Source organism: Hominifimenecus sp. rT4P-3 (assembly GCF_051055405.1).
Lineage (GTDB): Bacteria > Bacillota > Clostridia > Lachnospirales > Lachnospiraceae > Pseudolachnospira.
Genome location: NZ_CP167068.1, coordinates 2,307,505 through 2,325,351 on the forward strand (window position 1 = coordinate 2,307,505; position 17,847 = coordinate 2,325,351).

The following is a 17,847-nucleotide window of genomic DNA, read 5'->3' on the forward strand; positions in this document are numbered from 1 at the left end:
GAAACAATACGCCTGTCTGCCTCTATCTTATTTTTTCCAAAATCACTTCCCGGCAAACCACTTCGCTGTTTGCGCCCACATACAATCGTATTTCCCAATTGGAGACTGAATTCGGCAGAATAAAGTCCATCGTCATAGGCTCCCCAGCAATCACATTTTCTTTTCTGATTAACGTTTGATCTGGATCAGAAACCAACTCTAGATAAGCATCGGAAAAAGAATCGGCTCCTTCCCATGTCATTTGAATCTGATATTCACCGGCATCTAACGAAAAATAAGGACCATAAAACAAAATCCCACCTTGCTGTTTGGCCACTATATTCCCTTCGGAATCATAGAAACCGTTCAGAATACGCAAATGACCTTCCTCCAGATGAATCGTTTCCGAAGCTTGTTTGGTAATCTTTCCTACCGAACCGTTTAGCGTCCGTTCATAAATGCTTCGTGGATATTTTCCCACTGTCTTTTCCAAATAATTTCCGGATAGGATCTGAAAATGTGAAATGCTCTTCTCATAACCTTCCCAAGGGAGCCCGCTCATAGGAAAGTCTCCGACAAAATAGAGTTCTCCCTGTTCCTCTATGTATCGTTCCATCGCTTCCGCCTGATTGACGTCCGCCCGATACACCTGCTTTCCATAAATATACCGAAGTACGGAAGCCATCTCTCCGTCCTGGGTCAGGTATACTACATCGTCAGACATATGATCCGCCAAGGTCTGATACTGCTCGTCCAAATTTTTCATCATCGGTGTAAAGAGAAACGATCGGCTTTGTCCGATCATAAAGGCGGCTATGCCGATAAAGCCTGCTCCTGTGAGCCACCGGTAAACGCTCTTTTCTTTTCCAGAAAATAATTCCTGCCATCCATAGCAGCCCCAGATCACCGTCGACGGAATGTTGACGGGAACCCAACGTCTGGCGGCCCAGATATGATCGGCGCTGATCGCTGGGTCAATGATATAAGCGATAATACAAGCTCCCGCCATGCACAAAAAACCATAATACCCATCCGCCGTTACCCCTTTTTTACGAAGCAGCAGCATCAGTCCCAGGATCATAAACAAAAACAGCGGCACACTGGTATACCAGCAATATTGTATCATAGAAAGCTGCACAAACGAATCACTTTGTCCAAAATTACTGCGAATCAGATACGTATAAAGAAAGGCCGCGGTCAAAACGATTCCAAGGCCGATACGCGGCCCACGCTTTACCGTAAGCCAGTGAATCAGATTCCGCCGTTCCTCACAGAGCCCCTTCCCGAATCTTGCAATCACCAAAGCTAACACAAAAATTGCTAAACCGACGCCATTGATCAATAATGCGGTGGGAAGAGACCGATTGTCTATGTGTATCCGGTAATAAGCACGGCTAAACCAATATAAATAAAGATATGCGCTTGCCGCGGTTCCCATATAAGCAAGGCAGCTTCCTGCCATCGCCTTTCGTTTCTCCGGATTCCAAATGACACTGTATGCCGCCGCCACAAAAAGCCCCAGACCGACAATCAGCATATCAATCCGATTCCAGATCGCAAACCCCAAAAGGAAACCAGAGACAATCAAATAAGAATTCTTTCCTTTTTTCCACCCAGCCAGCCAAATGTATATCGCCAGAAAAAACAAAAGCTGAGCCAGCAGTTCCGTCTCTGTCAAGCGCGCGCCCCATAACTCTGCCGGGCAAAGGCCTAAAATCAAAACCGCAGCAGCGGCAGCCTTTTTGTGAAAGAACTCCCGGACCAACCAATAGATCACCAGTAAAGAGACTAAGGTTAATATCCCATTGGTTCCAAACAACGCGGACAGCCCGCCCAAATCATAAGCCACCGCCAGCAAAGCCGGATACATCGGCATAAATTGAGGAGAGATATCCCCCGCTTCATCGCCCACCTCCGGATATTGAACCGGTGAAAAAAGCGCGGGGTATCCCGGCTGAATCAAATCGCCATACTCCTCATATAATTCTGTCATTTTTTCATCCGTATCATACTGGATGGAACCTGTCTTTGCAATATGAACTCCATGAATCACATAGATTCCCGGATCTCTTCCCCCCAATAGATACTGGGTGGGAAAGGCAAGATAAAGAACTGCCAGTAAAACAAAAATAGGGAGAGCCGCCCGATCCGATGGAACACTCCAGCAAAGCTTTTTTCCGATGGCAAAGAACCCCTTTTTTCGTCTCCCCGCCAGTACGCAAATCAGGCACTCGATCGCCATCAGCAGACAAAGCACCGGCAGGGAATACCGCTGAAGTACCACCAAAAATAACGCCAGCCCGTTTATATTTAGAACAGAGCCGACCAGCGCAAATGCTAAATATTTTTTTCCTACCTCTCCCTGGCCTTTGCCCGCCGCCAAAATCAAAAGGCAACATACGACTGTAAGAATCCAGAGAATCAGAAAAACGAATCTCACAAAATTCCCTCCGCTATTTTTCCTCTTTTACGTACTCAATCAAAATCTTCAAACGCTCCATAATCTTTTCCCACTGGTAACGTTCCTCTACATAGGCGGCGCCGTTTATCCCCATCTGCCTTCGTTCCTCTGAATGCGTCAAAAGGTAATTCACCGCGCCCTCAAATTCAAAATAGTTCCGATAATACAGGCCTGCCTCGCTTTTCTTGCAGTGTCCCTTTAACACCTCGCAGACCCCATTTACCACCACTGGCACCTGAAGAGCCAGCGATTCTAAAACAACGATGGAGAGACTTTCGAACCGAGATGGCAGCACTAACATTCTAGCTCCCGCCATTCCATTATATTTGTCTTCCTCGCTGACAAATCCCAGGTTTACAATATCCTCGCTTTCCGGTACGGGGATCACACTCTTTCCCATCAAAACCAGCTTTAACGAGGACGGATTTCTCTTCTTATATTCCTCAAAATAACGGAACAGTACATCACAGGACTTTCCCTCGTCGATTCGCCCCACATAAAGGAGGTAATCCTCCACCTGGTATTTTTCCCGAAACTGCTTTGGCTCTACCTTCGCAGGAATCGTGACGCCGGCCCCTCCGATTTCATTTCGAATTACCTCATTGCCATATTTCTGCTCCACGAACGCCCGCTCTTCCTCCGTGTTGTAAAAGATCGCTTTCGGCGCCCGGAATACATCAGAAAAAATATCCATTTTTAAGAAAGGTTCATCATGAGCCATTGGGATCGTAATCGCCTTTTCCGGCACCAGTTTCACACCCATACAAGTTGGATAGTAAAGATAGGTGCAAAAAATAAATACCTTGTATTCTTCTCTATGCTCCTCTATATATTTGAGCAATTCCGGAAGATACGGCCCCTGCTCCTTCAGCCATTCTTCCTCCTCAAAAGGTTCCAGACGACCGTTAAAAAAGCGTCCGTTGATTTCATCAAATTTCTTCCGGCTGCGTTTCTCTTTCACAGAAAAACGCTTTACCAAAACGCCGTTAATCATCTGATCTTTTTTTGGATATTCATTTTTCCATGTCATGTAGCTGATTGCACGGCTCGTTAAGACATGTACTTCATAGTCCGCCGTAAGCCGTTCTGCGTACATTCGGCATTCCTGTTCCGCCCCGCCGTTTACCTCCAAGCCGTAGCGCTGTATCACGAAAGCAATTTTCTCTTTCAAGACGATAGTCCTTTCCTATGCTCTTTTCGTATCCCCGTTTTCTTTGCTCCTCGTCCGCTTTTAGTTCTGATCCTGCAGCTCTTTCAGCTGTCCCTGCAGGGCTTCTATGGTTTCCTGCTGCGCTTTCACACAGGCCAAAAGCTGATTCAAACATCTGACCATGGCATGATTGCTCTCATTTTGCGTCTCCACAACCGGAATCAGCATAAATCGGCCAAACTTACGAATCACTTTTTTTACAAAACAGGCCAGAGCGTTTCCTTCCACTGGATAGTACCAGGGAACCGTAGCGTGCATATTTGCTTCCTGTACTCTGCGCTCCAGCTCTTCCATACTAAAATGTTCTTCTAATTCCAAACGCCCCTTTTCATCAGCCCCATCGATCTCCTGGAAACTGAGCATGCTGGCATCATATCCCTTTTCTTTTATCTCCTGACGGATTTCCTCCATGATCTTTTCTACATTGATCGGCTGAATCGTATCTGCCATTGTTACCTCCTTCTATCAGGCCCCCGCCTCCATATTTTTCAAATATTTTTCAACTGACATTCCGGAAAGCCAGCCGCTCCGCGCCCTCAGCGCTCCCGCGGCTGCCGGAAGTACTCGCATTCCACCTTGCCAGGCTCCCTGCTCATACTTCCTTGCCCGCCCAATGTCTGAGCATCTGTGCAAGCAAGCTTGCCCATTCGCTCAGACGCTTGGCGGGGCTTTCATTGTAAAAATCGCTCCAAATAGGTTTGAAACAGTGCTTTTATCTTCGTATAAGAAAAATCCTGCAGACGACTGCGCTGGTTCGCCAAAATCCGCTCCCGCAATCCTTCATCTTTTTGGATACGGGAAATCGCCCCCGCTGCCATCAAGGGCTCCTTATCCGGAAGCAAAAATCCACTTCCGCCCAAGGTCCCCGCAATCGCGCTGCTGTCATATGCGATGATTGGAATGTCAAAATACATTGCCTCCACCAAAGGGACGCAAAATCCTTCGTGTTCACTGGCGCAGACAAACACATCTGCCAGATGATAATAGGCCAAAATTTCATCAAATGAGATATGCCCCGTAAAAATCACATCCGAAAGCGGAAGCGCTTTCACATATGCCCGCAGTCTGGCGTAATAATCTTCCATCCCCTGCCATGCCCCCACCAAAAATAACCGCGCATCCGGATCATAATTTCTTTTATAGGCGGCAAATGCAGCAATCACATCTTCTTGGCATTTATTAGGGGCAATTCTACCGGTGAACAAAAGATTCGTTCCCTTTTTTCCACGGTACTTTTCGATCACATTCTGATTCGGCTCTTTCTCATAGTCAGAAAAAGGAATCAGGATCGGAAGCACATCCATGGGGCAACGATATCCCATGTCCACCAAATCTCTGCGGTTAAAATCTGAGACCGGCAGGCAATAATCCACCTTATCAGCCAAATACCTGGCGCCGGACAGACCATATTGACACTGTCTTGCCTTTTCTTCATTATAAGGCGCCAAAAAACGGGGCGGCGTCACATTATGATAGATCACCAATTTTCGGCAAGGATAACTGGCAAATGTATAATTCAATTCCGTCCCGGTGGAAAGATGGTAGATCACCACATCTTCTCGGCCTAATTCCGGCAGTTTGGAAATCGGCTGCACGGTTCCCTCCGGCAGCCTTGGATCAATATTCTCCGCAAAGATCCCTGTTGCATATCCCAGTTCTTCCAGAACCTTTTTCAAGGCAATCGTGTCATTTCCCACCGCATCGCCAAAAGATAGCGTGGTTAAAACCTGAATAATCTTCACTGGTTTCTCCTGTCTTTTCAATATCTTCTTGTCCATAGAAGATACCTTCTACTCTTTACATGCTACAGTTCTTCCGCAAAACCTTTCTGCAATTTACGGAAGCTCAAATATCCAAGAATCAAGATTCCTATGCCTAAAAGCGCCGCGTTCAGCAATGTGCTAATATGCGGAATCTGGCCATAATACAAAATATCCCGATAAGCCACTGTAATCGGCGTCATCGGATTGAGCCAGTATAGCCAGGTCAAATGTCCCATCCCATGCTCCACCATCTTTGCTTCCACCAGACTAGGTGCGTAAAGAATCGGGGTCAAGTACATCCATGCCATGGTCAGGATACCTAAAATGTGCTCCAAATCCCGAAAATAAACCGTCAGGCCAGAGGTCAAAAGAGCTCCTCCCAGAGCCAACAAATATTCAATCACCATAATCAACGGAAGATAGAGAAGCGCGGTAAAATGAAACACTTCTCCTTCTGGCGGAACGGTCCCACCGATCAGCATCACGGCAAAAATCACCAGAAAGCACAGCAGCATATTGACAAACGCACTGGTTACATAGGCAATCGGCATGATTTCCCTGGGAAAATAAATTTTTTTCACCATATCCTTGGAAGCAATGATACTGACAGAGCCTCCCGTCAAAGAAGAGGAAAAGAACAACCATGGAACCAACGCCACAAATAAGTGAAGATAATATTTGGGTACATTGCTTCCCAATAGGAACGAAAACACAACGGCATATACCATCAGCTGCAATAGGGGATTGATAAAGGTCCACATAAAACCGAGCACAGACCCTTTATAGCGCCCCCGCAGCTCTTTTTTTACCAGACTAAAAATCATCTGGCGATATGCATATAGTTCTTTTAATGTATTCATAAACTGGATGCCTTTCTTCCGTCAACCAAAAACTCCCAACACAAATGAAATATAGCATAAAAAGCAGGGTTTGAGAAGTGAATATTTTCTTAAACACGCTCGCGAAAAAAACATCGACCCAAGCAGAACCAGAAAATTACCGCTGTGGGCGTATTGACATAAAAGATATCGGAGACAAAGAGAGCGCCGATTCCAATCGTTCCTACCATAAGATACGGAAACGCCCGTGTGAAAAACTCCGATTCCCGCCAATCACGAAGCATCGCGATGCACCGCTTTCCAAGGCAAATGACCGCCCCCAAAAGCAACAGGAAACCAACTGCACCCTGGCTGACCGCCACATCCACCCACATATTGTGAAAGGTGTTTAACGAATTTTCCTTGGTCACCATGTAAGCGTCTGGAAAATTTTCTTCCATATAAGGAGCAATGTTCCGGTAAGAGATCCCGAAGATTGGATTCTTCTGAAACACATGCCATCCGTCCTTCCAGATGGCAAACCGTCCGTTGGAAAAATCCTCTTTTAATTCCTCTTCCCGGTGAAGGGCCGCTTTTTCCTCCTCCGCCGCGTATACCGTTAAATGCGTACGATTGTATCCTTCACGAACCACATAAATTCCCGGCAGTAAAACCAGGAGTAAAATCAGACCCAGCAGCGCTTTTTTCCATTTCGCGCCTCCGATATTTGGCCATACAGCCAAATAAGTGAAAATCCCGGCAGCTGCCAGACAAATCTGGCCGCTGCGGGAATAGGAGAATGCAATATAGAGATATTGCAGCACCAAGTTGAAAAGCCAAATGGCCCTTCCCCTTTGCACCTGCTTCATCATCCATAGAGAACATAGGATAGACGCTGCTGAGAGAATCGCCCCATAGTTTGGATCCGAATAGCTGCCCCACAGCCTTCCCAGCTGCACGCCCAGGTACATGCCCCGTTCTACGCTGACTCCCTGATATCCAACCGCCAGCATTCCCAAACTAATCAACGCCTGAACCGCTGTATAAAAAATCACCGTTCCGTAGAAAATCTTCTCCGCCGCCAGTTTTTCTCCAGCTGTCCGATTCTTTCCCATTGGAAATAGTAAAAAGAACTCCAATGCCATCCAGATCATGGCTTTTCCATTCCCTACAATACCATAAGAAGCGGTCAGCAAAGAGGAAATTCCATAGCTGATCAAAAAGGCGGCCCAAAGCCAAAGCAGCGGCATGTTCTTGTACTCTCTCCAATGAAACACACGCCAAAGCAGCCACACGCCTCCGCAGGACATCACGGCAAACGCCATCCATCGCATAAAAGGCTGTCCTGCCGTTATACTGTTAAAAGAAAACCCCGTCAATAAAAAATAAAAAATCGCAAACAAAGGATGAACAACGCCGTCAACCGTTCTTGTTTCGTTCCGTGTAATCCATGACATATCCAGCTCCCATCCAGAACAAGCTCATAAACAGATTTACCTGATATAGTACCCTGGCCTCAAAAAACTCCATAATCAGCATCATCACCAGAAAAATCATTCCAAAAAGAAAGAGGGACTCCGTTTTTTCTTGAGATATTACAAGCTGTCCCCACACGTTTTTTCCATTCCAAAGCCAAAAACCAAGGAAAAAGAGGGAACCGACCAGCCCGGAAGAGATCAGAACTGTTAAATATCCGTTGTGAACCCCGCCTGCCTTTAGATCCGGGCTCCAGGAAGGGTCGGATAAATAGGAAACCGTTTTCTCGTATAGATTTTCTCGGCCTACGCCAAAGACCGGCGCTTCCAAAAAGGCCCTGCCTCCTGCCTTCCACAAAATCGGCCGCCCCGTCAGGACTCCCCCCCGATGCTCCGCTACCATTTCCGGCGTGGAAAAATAGCCCGACTCCGCTGTCTCCTCTGATATCAACCTCGGCAGATAAGACACGCCCTCTCGAACTGCCGGAAAAGCGCCAACCATCACAAGCGCGGAAAGAATCGCCGCCCCGGCTCGAATCGCCCACCGGCGCAACCGGAAATCCTTCGCCTTTTTTTCCCATTTTCCTGTGCCGAAAAATAGAATCCCGAAGCCAACCGCCAAAATCAGAGAGTACATGGAAGTACGGGAATACGTAAGCGCGAGGCAGACAAACTGCAGAACCGAGTTCAAGCCGTACCATATTTTTAAAACCCGCTTTCCTTTTCCCGCTGTTTTCCACAAAGCTGCGGAGGCGATCAGAGAAATCGCATTGATCGCGCCTCCTGTGTTGGCATTATAAAGCCCCCACAAACGCTCGTCCCACATGCCCAAATATCCGATGTTTTCTCCGGACACATAGATCCGATTGACGGAAAATAAAAATGTGTAAAAGCAAACAAGAGATACGAGAAAGGACCCCACTACAAAGAGATTACCCAAACAGCGGGCTTCCTTTTTCACCTGACAGAACTCTCTCTTTCTATCATGTCCATAAAACAGATAAAAAGTCAGCGCCATATAAATGGTTGATTTTAGATTGGCAGAAAAACCCGCTCCCCTGTTTAGAAACGCGGTGATTCCGTAAACTCCGCAAAATGCCGCCAAAAGCCACATCGGACGGCTCCAGAGCTTGGCTCCTCGAAAAAAATCCCAGCCGATCAGCAAAGCCCCCGGAATCAGCAGAAGGCGGATATAGGGCGATATCTGCCAGTCCAGGTAGGGGATTGCTTTTAAAAATAGAACGACAATCCATAATCCTTTATATAGCATCAACAGGAAATCAAATCGATTTTCAACTGACAATTTTGTTTTTGCCAATGCCGCAGTATTACTCGTTTTTGTCCAACTCATACGGTTCCAAACCTTCCAATTTTTCTACATACCCAACTACAAATCCATCGATAAAATAATACTGGAAGTCATATTGTTCCAGCAAAGGATCCGAAGGTAAGAATACAAACAATTCCGTCCTGTCCGGGGCATCCAACTGTTCTTTCAAAAGGGATGCTGTCTCCTCTTCGCTGCGCCGGGAAAAGGCAAAATCACTCAATGTCATCCCATACTTTGACGCATACTCAGCAAAGGAATAGACCGATTCTTTTTCTGTTCCAAATACAATATGCCGGATCACATCACTTTTCCCTATCATTTCCCATGCTTGATCTTTCAGATCGCTCTCATATGTCACGCGCGTTCCAAATGTTTCCCGTCGTTGCACAATCATATGTTTCATCTCGCCAATCTGCAGCCCTGTGCAAAGGAGCAAAAGTACAAGAAGCGCCCGTTTCTTTTTCCATCTGGATAAAACAGCAAACGCAGCGATAATAATTAAGTATACCACAGGCCAGATAAAACGGCCACAAGAACGAAACACGCTCCACAACTTTTCAATCGGTCCCCATAGCTCAAGGGTGTAGATCATCCTGGATCCAATCGTCGCTACTGGAGACATCGCTACAAAAACCAGCGCACAAATGATAAATGTATATGCGGCAATGGAGGACTTCGGAGCCCGACCTAAGATTTTCTTCACCCAAAGCACAATCCCTGTCGCCACTGCTGCAAAGCACAGTACCATCACTCCGAATCCCAGGTAGGCGAATCCTTCCGTCTGTTCCCAGGTGTAATCTGGCAGGGAAGGAAACCAGGTGCTCCACTCCCTTGAATTAAAGAAGGCGTTTAGATTAAAACTATAGATTCCAAGCCCCCCAGCTGCAGCTTCTGTTTTCACCGAAAATGCGCCTAAGAAAAACAGCGCAAGAGCAGCGCTTCCTAGATAGCCCCCTAAAATCAACACGGCATTCTGTACCCTTTTTTTCTCCCAAATATGTTTAATCAGAAAGCCGCACAAAATACAACCGCACATGGGAATAAAGTAGATATGGACAGAAGCAGTCAAAGCTCCAATCCCCCACCAATAAATAGCAGCCCTTCGATCGTCCGAAAAGGTCTCGTCATAATATATCAATGGAATCAATGCCAAGAGAAGAATCCACTGTCCCGCCAAAGCGGTATGCGCAAACATTCTACGAATATAGATCGGGGATAACACGAAAAGAAGGCTTCCCGCACAGGCGGTAATGTCCCTCTTGGTATATTTTCGGATAAGAAATGCTCCCAAGGCTCCCTGCATCATAAAGCAGAGAATTCCCCACCAGCCAAAATATTGGAAGTTCGTAGGGAGAATAGGAGAAAGCAGTTTAAAAAGTATGGCAAATATCGGAATCGAGTCGGTGAACACGATAGACATGGAATCCGGATAGGATAAAGACTGAAACACTCCAAAAGGGAATGCCCAGCGGTCATTGCGGTAAAATAGCCAACCGCAATAATGCTGAGAAAGATCGCCTCCGCTGTAAAGCCAATCGACGTAAGTGGGGTCCAAAATAGCCGTTCCATAGATCAGGCAAAAAATTCCTGCACCCAGTAAGGCGGATAGGAATAAGTAGCTTTTTTGCTGGAAAATATTTTGTATAGATAAAGTGATCCGCTTTTCGTGCACTCCTGTCTCGCTCCCCTAGAAATATCATTCGAATGTATTTTGGTATCTGTTGGGATTATACTCTTCTGCAAAGGCCAGGTCAATCCTTATATTCTTTAAAGTACCGCGAGCGCATTAACACTGCATAAAAAGACACTGCCTTGTAAAACCTTTTAAACAAAGCAGTGTCCTCTTTACCTAACAATCTGTAGAGCTGTTACGGATTAATCCCATATTCATTGCAAAGCTTCCCGAATTCTCGGGACCAAATAAAACCATCTAATACTTCTTCTCTGCTTGAGCCCCGGCCTAACACCGCAAGCCAGTCATTTAATCCACGGGAATCCGGCTCACGGTTTAAGTAAGTCCGATAACAAATCGTAACAAAATCTCGATCGGACAGATGCTTATTTCCAAACTCCCGGCTGTTGAAAAATCCTTTTGATAATTCTCCGCCTCCCATTTCATGAGAAAGCAGAAGTCTGGTCCAATCGGATAAGCCTTCCTTATCATATGGACGCTCCAGCACTACAGTGTACATACGACTCGCAAATGCCGTTACATCCGCATTTTGGTCTACGACCTCTCCCAAAGTATAATCCCCACGGTCAATTCCATAAGACCTGCATACATTCTGAAATTCCTGGGAATATACGAACCCCGCAAACACATAATGCCGAGTCACTCCGCTTTTCAGCAGTCTTAACCAGCTCTGTTTTCCAGCCGCATCCGACTGCCGATTCATCATAGTGCGGTAAAGCATCTCTACAAATTCGCTATCACTTACATTTCGCCGCTCATATTCCATGCTAAAAATAAAACCGGATGCCACCTGAGCGCCTGTACCAGCCCTATTATGTAAACATTGGGTCCAATCTCGCATTCCCTGCGCTTCCGGTTGGCGTCCCAGCACTTGTTCATACAGCCGATATACAAATCCTTCTACCGGATCGGTAACCGGCAGCTTCGCAATCGTTGTTCTCTCGAACCGGCTGCAATTCCTGCAAAAACGGACTTTGCTTCCCGTCGAAGTGGTAGTGGCCGCACGCTCTACCTGCCAAGGCTCCCAATTATGGGCGGAAGCTGGAATTTCTGCTGTTTTTAATACGCTCCCACACACTGTACATTTTTGTACTCTTTCTCCACGTTCTGTACAAGATGCCTGCTTGGCAACTGTCCAAGCGCCTGCTTTATGCCCAGCAGCCTGGATAACCTCACTCTTCCGATCACCGCAGGAACATGCCTTTTGCCGCTCACCATTTCTGACGCAACTGGGTGCGGTCGTTTCTTCCCACGCTCCATATACATGATCATGGTATGTCAATACATAATTCGTATCGTCTGTATAAGTAATATGAGTCGTAAACGTACTGTCGTCGTCATCTAGATCAAAAAGATAGAATAAATCCTCCCTTTTATCTGTAAAGCCTATCATCGTGTATCTTCGGTCACTCTTTCGCAGTTCTTCCGGTATCTCAAAACACACGGAAATAGACGAGGGGAGCACCAAAATAGGAACCAGTTCTCCATCCTGCCCAATCTGCTTTTCCAAGGAAAGCTTCATATAAAGACCAGGCTTATATCTTTGCGTATTATTCGCAAGCTCGGAACGAAGTACCGCTAACTCTTCCGCCCGTAAATTTGCTTCCGTCCGTTCAGAAACGGTCATCCAAAAAGCAATATCCTGCCCTGCCTGCAGAATTGCCTGATCCTCCTCTGTAAGAACAGCCTTTACAAAATCCTCCTTTGAAAATGTTATATGTGGAATATTATCTTTTGGTCCGACATACACTTTTACCGTTCCAGCTGGAGCTATGAAGGTTTGACCGGCAGCTACAAAGTAGTCGACGTCATCACAATACACCGTGGTATCAAAACTCCAATTGTTCTCTATTCTCCCGCCTGCTACGGTTTCAATAGAAAGGTATTTCAGATCCTGCCTCTTCATCTCTTCACCGACAACCCTTGGATTTTCCAGTTTCAGAGTTTTCCCGCTGCTCACAAGAATCGTGGTGCTTATTTCACAGGAGGACTTCGGCTTCATTCCCCAACGCCCTGAATTATTCTGACTGCTAAATTCAATCCCTTCCGATGTGATCTTGGAAACGGCATATTCGGTATCTTTATTTACCATATAAATAATCCGATCGATAGGACTTGATGCAAAGCCGCTTAAATCGCCTTCCAATGACATGACAGTTCCACTATAAAATCCAACCGTCTTTAAATTTCGAAATGGCATTTTCCAAAGAGATGAATCCACTTTTTCTACGTCCGCACTTACAACTAAGGCGGTTAAGCAATCTCTATTTTCTACTTCTTTCGAAGTAGCGCTGCTCCATTGATTGCAAAAATATATTTTTCCATCCGCACAATATATCCCACGGCTCATATCCGAATAGAATCGATCATATCGTTCTGCATACGCCACCGCTGTGGAGCCGCTAACGCCAAAGATCTCAATAATACTGTCAATTGTAGATTCTGAATCATAAATACTGCAATCCGGGTTCAAAAATTGCATTCTTTCCAACTTGGAGCATCGTTCAAATGCACTCCGCCCAATCGCAGTAACCGAACTTGGTATGATTACCTCCTCACGGAATCCAGCGCATCCGGAAAAGGCCTCTTCCTCAATTTCCAACAAACCTTCCGTTAACTCCAATTCACTAAATCCACTGCAGTTTTGAAAGGCTCCGCTTCCAACCGTCTTTACTCCTGCGGGTATTCTCAAAACACCGGTTAAACCGCTGCATCCTCGAAAGGCTCCGCCCTGAATCGTCTCTAAAGTTTCAGGCAAAACCAAATTTCCCGTCAACCCCGTACATTCAAAAAAAGCTCCTCCCCCTATCTTTGATACTTCCGCTAAATCCACACCTGAAAAACCGCTACAACTTGCAAAGGCTTCAGCTCCAATCTGCTTTACGCTTTTCGGCAATTCCAGTTTCCCGTAAAAGCCAGTACAGCCAGCAAATGCAGTATCTCCAATTTCTGTAATCCCCTCCAAAATCACTAATCTACCGTCCAATCCGGTACACTCTAAAAATGCGCTTTCTCCAATGCTCTTCACATTGCCCGGAATGATTAATCCCCCAGAAAAGCCCGTACACCCCCAAAACGCGGCTGACCCGATTGTTGTCAAACTATCTGGTAGCACCAATTCCCCAGAAAAGAAACTGGAATTCATAAAGGCAAATTCTCCGATTTCCGTAATTCCCTCTTCCAATATCAGTGTATGGGGGCGATACTGGTTCCAAGGAGCGGGATTCGTAATGTCGCCATATCCCCGCATGTCTCCCTCTCCACTGATCGTCAAGGTATATCCGGTATCCTCTGTGCCTGTTATCTTCCAGCTTACGTTTTCGCCGCCATTTTTTCCACAAAATCCACTGTCAACAATCGTCTCTTTTTCAGTTGTTGAAAAGCCCTCCAAAGACTCTATGTGTTCTGCATCATTCTTTTCGCTATCATCGTCTTCAACAATCAACTGCTCTTCAGAGGGTAAATCTGTTAAGCTTTCCTCCGTCATAGGCACTGCTGCTATGGCTTGATTGCTTATCATCAGTAAAACCAGTGCGGCGCTTACCGCTTGTTTCCATTTCATCATCCTACTGTCCCTCCCTGTAGTTGCAAAGTGTATGTCCGCCCAGTTGATTTACTATTTATTCCCTTTTACGAAAATTATAGTTTATTTTTTGTGCAAATGCAACACATTTGTAGGATGTATTGTTTTAGAGACAAATAGTCAACACATTTTCTCTAAAAAGAAAAATATAAAAGCCATTCGTGGAGAGCTGTTATCGGTCTATACATCCATTTATTATCAATCTCAACTTTTTAATTCCGTAATCATATCGAATCACGCTTTTAACCATTTCAATTATTATAGATATTAATAAGCTAAAAAATAGAAGACATAAAAAACTTATTACAGCGTTTTTAGACCAAAATATCCATTGAGGAATAAAGGTATATAAAAAGTGATGAATCATAAACATATTTCCAGAGTGTTTCCCTAAAAATACAAGACATTTTTTTAATATATCAATCTGGAAATATTCCCGCATTAATAGACATAGATTGAACACAATAACACTTGATAATACACTGCTTATTTGCCAATTATCGTTATTCATTATCGTGTACTTAAGCAAAAGGCCACCTGAAATTAATAATACTTCTATTACAATTTGAACCATTTTCTCAATTCTACTTTTGGGCCTTTTTAGAATTACTTCAAATGTTCTTGATTGTGCACATAATACTCCCAACACTATGGTCAGATAATATTGAGAATACAGTCCTCCATAAGAAGATAAAAGTCCCCCTGATAGATATTGCAAACTTAAAAATATAATTAAATATGTATACCAACCCCATTTTTTACAGATATAATAACAAAAAGGAATTAATAAGATTAAAACTTGTGCGAAACACATATACCACCAAGAGCCTGTCAAGGTAGGTGTATGAAAAAAATCAGAAATCCCCAAAAAATCAAACACCGCATTGGGAATATTTATATATAGAGACATAGGATCTTGTACAAGAATTCCATAACTAATAAACACAAACATAAACGGCAACCAAAAAGATGATATCAGAGATAGCCACTTGTCTATAACAAAATGTACATTCCCTTTTTTCCAAGACTCATATTGTATGGTAAGACCATATGCCGATAAAAATACAAAAATCCATACACAGATTCTTGCCATAATGGCTAGTATCTGAATCATACTTCCTGATAAAAGCATAAATTTCAAATCATAAGCAATAACCAAATCTTCCGTTAAAAACAAATGGTGAAATAAAAGTAGTATAATTGCTACACCTTTTACTAATAATGTATCATTTTTGGTAAAAAGAGCCGCTTTTTCATAGCTTATGCATTTTTCCATATCCATCCGTATGATAATTAGAGATATAGGAAGCTAATTATCAATACTCCCCTCCTACGCCAATATACTTATCACATTTTCTTAAACAAACCATATGTCAAAATTATATAAAAAATCTATTAAATACTATTTCAAAACCTTATCTACTGGTTTAAAATCCGAGTCCCCCATCTGATACCATTGTCCATAATTTTTATAAAACAAACTTACTTTATAAAGTCTCCCCAATTTTAAAGAATCTTCTGGGAGCATAAACCGAAGCTTCTGATTATCTTCGTCGTGAAACAGACCATACATAAATTTTTCTCCCTTGGTATTTTCCACCTGGAGATAAACGTCCTCCCATTCCTGCCACTTTACGTTTTGTTCCGAAAAAAGTATATCAATACTCTTAATTCCTTCAATACTATTTTTTCTCACTTTTATCTGAAATGGTGTTCCAACATACTGTGCGTTAATTTCCCAATTTTGAAGGAAACGTATGATCGCGCAGTTACCCCAAATTGACTCGATGCAGTAATCAACGTTATCATAATAGTGCTCCTCCAAATAACGCTGGATTACCTCTACCCTCCGATTCACTTCTCCCACTTCGCACTCAATGCGAATATTATCATGAATTAAATCTCTAAATGGATTTTGTACTCCGTATTCCTCCAGTATTTTCTCATTAACCCCAAGCTTTACCGGGTATTGCCCTAAACATCCAAAATTAGATGACGAATTTACTGGGGCAGTTAGAAAAGGGGCTCTTATATTTAAAGGATATTGCTGCAGCCATGGGCTATAAAACAATTGGAAATATAAAATTTCTTTGTTCTCTGACATTCTTTGAGACACATTATAATCAATCGTAGTTGATTCTTTCTTTTTTAACTCCTGCAAATCCCATTGAATATTAAGTTGCCCTTTTATGCTTTGATAAAGCGATGCTTCCGCCTTTGGTGGTTTAAAAAAAACTGCTACAAACAAACAGATAATGGTAACAACCCAGTACTCCTTTTTTTTCAGGGAGATGTCATCGACTTTTTTTCGCACCATAAAGAAATATTGAAATGCAATCAAGAGGGTTAATAACAAAGAAATTGCAATACGATCAATCAAACGCCCCCTGATACAAAAATAAAAAGCTAATAGGTGGACACAACCAAATAAAATGATGCCAAAAATGATATCATTTTTCTTTAAAAAAATAATTGCAAATAGAAATAATATTGCCAGATATTCGTATACAGAAAAATCTGCCAATTCGCCTACTGCTTGTTTTGCATACCAAATGATGCCGTTTTTCTTTATCGCTTCTTGATTTACTTGATTTTTTAGTTCAACAAGCTGCTGCATTCGTTCTTCAGTAAAATACTCCGGATCCTGATAATCCCAAAGTTTCAGCAACTGATAATCATTGTACGATATACCAATTTCTTTATATTCATCTTTATATTTATTGTAATCCGGCAACTCATAATCATCCAATGTAGAACGCATCTCATTCCACTTAACAAAATCTCCATCTACATAATGGAACAGAAAAATTTGAGTTACCTGAAGGAATAGAAGGCATCCCAACATAAACCCAAATACAGAAAAAAAAGACTTTGCTTTTAAGGAAAAATTTTTCTTATCCCCCTTATTTCTTATTTTCTGGTCGATCAAATAATATAGTCCCAGTAAGCCAAATACCGCTAAAGAAAAATAAATACAGTCGATTCTTATTAGGTAGCCCCAGATGACCCAAAACAGTCCAATAAAACATGTCCATTTTGACGAATGAAATTCCAGGTAATAAAAAAGCAGCACCCCACCTGCAGCGATCGTGTAAGATGCAACAACCGTAAAATCTAAATTCCAAAGCATCGATGTTGCAAACAGGAGGTGTAAAATAACCAACATTTTTTTCCACCTGCTATTTCCTATTGAATACAGTACCATAGAAATAATAAAGTGAGAACCAATAATGGAAAACACTAAAATCAAATTAAACCACATCAAACGTAACCCCGTTAGGGAAAGTACAAAAATAAGAGCAGACATCAAACTATGTGCTCCTAAAACAACCAGGTTTCGATTATTCGCGCCAAATGTGCCATCAGCAAACGATTCAATCAGCCAAGCGTCCTGCCTTATTTCGTTTGGTATTAAAAATATCCCTATTATGGTTGCCATTAAACATGTGATTATGACAAAAGACACTCCACTATTTCGGGTATACCACTGCTTAATCCCTCTCATCATATGCCCCTCTAATAAAAAATGTTCCTT

General features: G+C 43.5%; 11 protein-coding genes. All 11 read right to left on the minus strand.

Features of this window, described 5'->3' with window-relative positions; translation table 11 throughout:
* Positions 1-22: 22 nt before the first annotated feature.
* Positions 23-2,419, minus strand: a complete 2,397-nt coding sequence (locus ACCC71_RS10650; RefSeq protein ID WP_434309605.1) for a glycosyltransferase family 39 protein — start codon at positions 2,417-2,419, stop codon at positions 23-25.
* 13 nt (positions 2,420-2,432) lie between these two features.
* On the minus strand, positions 2,433-3,611 hold the full coding sequence (locus ACCC71_RS10655; protein WP_434309606.1) for a glycosyltransferase family 4 protein: 1,179 nt from the start codon (positions 3,609-3,611) through the stop codon (positions 2,433-2,435).
* Positions 3,612-3,671: 60 nt separating this feature from the next.
* Positions 3,672-4,100, minus strand: coding sequence for a hypothetical protein (locus tag ACCC71_RS10660; protein WP_434309607.1), 429 nt, complete (start codon positions 4,098-4,100; stop codon positions 3,672-3,674).
* 221 nt (positions 4,101-4,321) lie between these two features.
* Complete coding sequence (locus ACCC71_RS10665) at positions 4,322-5,428, minus strand: glycosyltransferase family 4 protein (protein WP_434309608.1); 1,107 nt, start codon at positions 5,426-5,428, stop codon at positions 4,322-4,324.
* Between the two features lie 26 nt (positions 5,429-5,454).
* Positions 5,455-6,273, minus strand: coding sequence for an ABC transporter permease (locus ACCC71_RS10670; RefSeq protein WP_434309609.1), 819 nt, complete (start codon positions 6,271-6,273; stop codon positions 5,455-5,457).
* Between the two features lie 89 nt (positions 6,274-6,362).
* Entirely contained in the window at positions 6,363-7,688 is a 1,326-nt protein-coding gene (locus ACCC71_RS10675) for an O-antigen ligase family protein (protein WP_434309610.1), read from the minus strand.
* On the minus strand, positions 7,651-9,057 hold the full coding sequence (locus ACCC71_RS10680) for an O-antigen ligase family protein (RefSeq protein WP_434309611.1): 1,407 nt from the start codon (positions 9,055-9,057) through the stop codon (positions 7,651-7,653). Before ACCC71_RS10680 ends, ACCC71_RS10675 begins: the two co-directional genes overlap by 38 nt.
* Complete coding sequence (locus tag ACCC71_RS10685; protein ID WP_434309612.1) at positions 9,035-10,708, minus strand: DUF6311 domain-containing protein; 1,674 nt, start codon at positions 10,706-10,708, stop codon at positions 9,035-9,037. The genes ACCC71_RS10680 and ACCC71_RS10685 overlap by 23 nt, the downstream gene beginning before the upstream one ends.
* 196 nt (positions 10,709-10,904) lie before the next feature.
* Complete coding sequence (locus ACCC71_RS10690) at positions 10,905-14,294, minus strand: DUF4214 domain-containing protein (RefSeq protein WP_434309613.1); 3,390 nt, start codon at positions 14,292-14,294, stop codon at positions 10,905-10,907.
* Between the two features lie 190 nt (positions 14,295-14,484).
* The gene (locus ACCC71_RS10695) at positions 14,485-15,588 is read right to left on the minus strand and encodes an acyltransferase family protein (RefSeq protein WP_434309614.1); all 1,104 of its coding nucleotides are present in this window, start codon (positions 15,586-15,588) and stop codon (positions 14,485-14,487) included.
* A gap of 126 nt (positions 15,589-15,714) precedes the next feature.
* Positions 15,715-17,820 (minus strand): hypothetical protein, encoded by a 2,106-nt coding sequence (locus ACCC71_RS10700; RefSeq protein ID WP_434309615.1) that lies wholly within the window; start codon positions 17,818-17,820, stop codon positions 15,715-15,717.
* Positions 17,821-17,847: the final 27 nt, after the last annotated feature.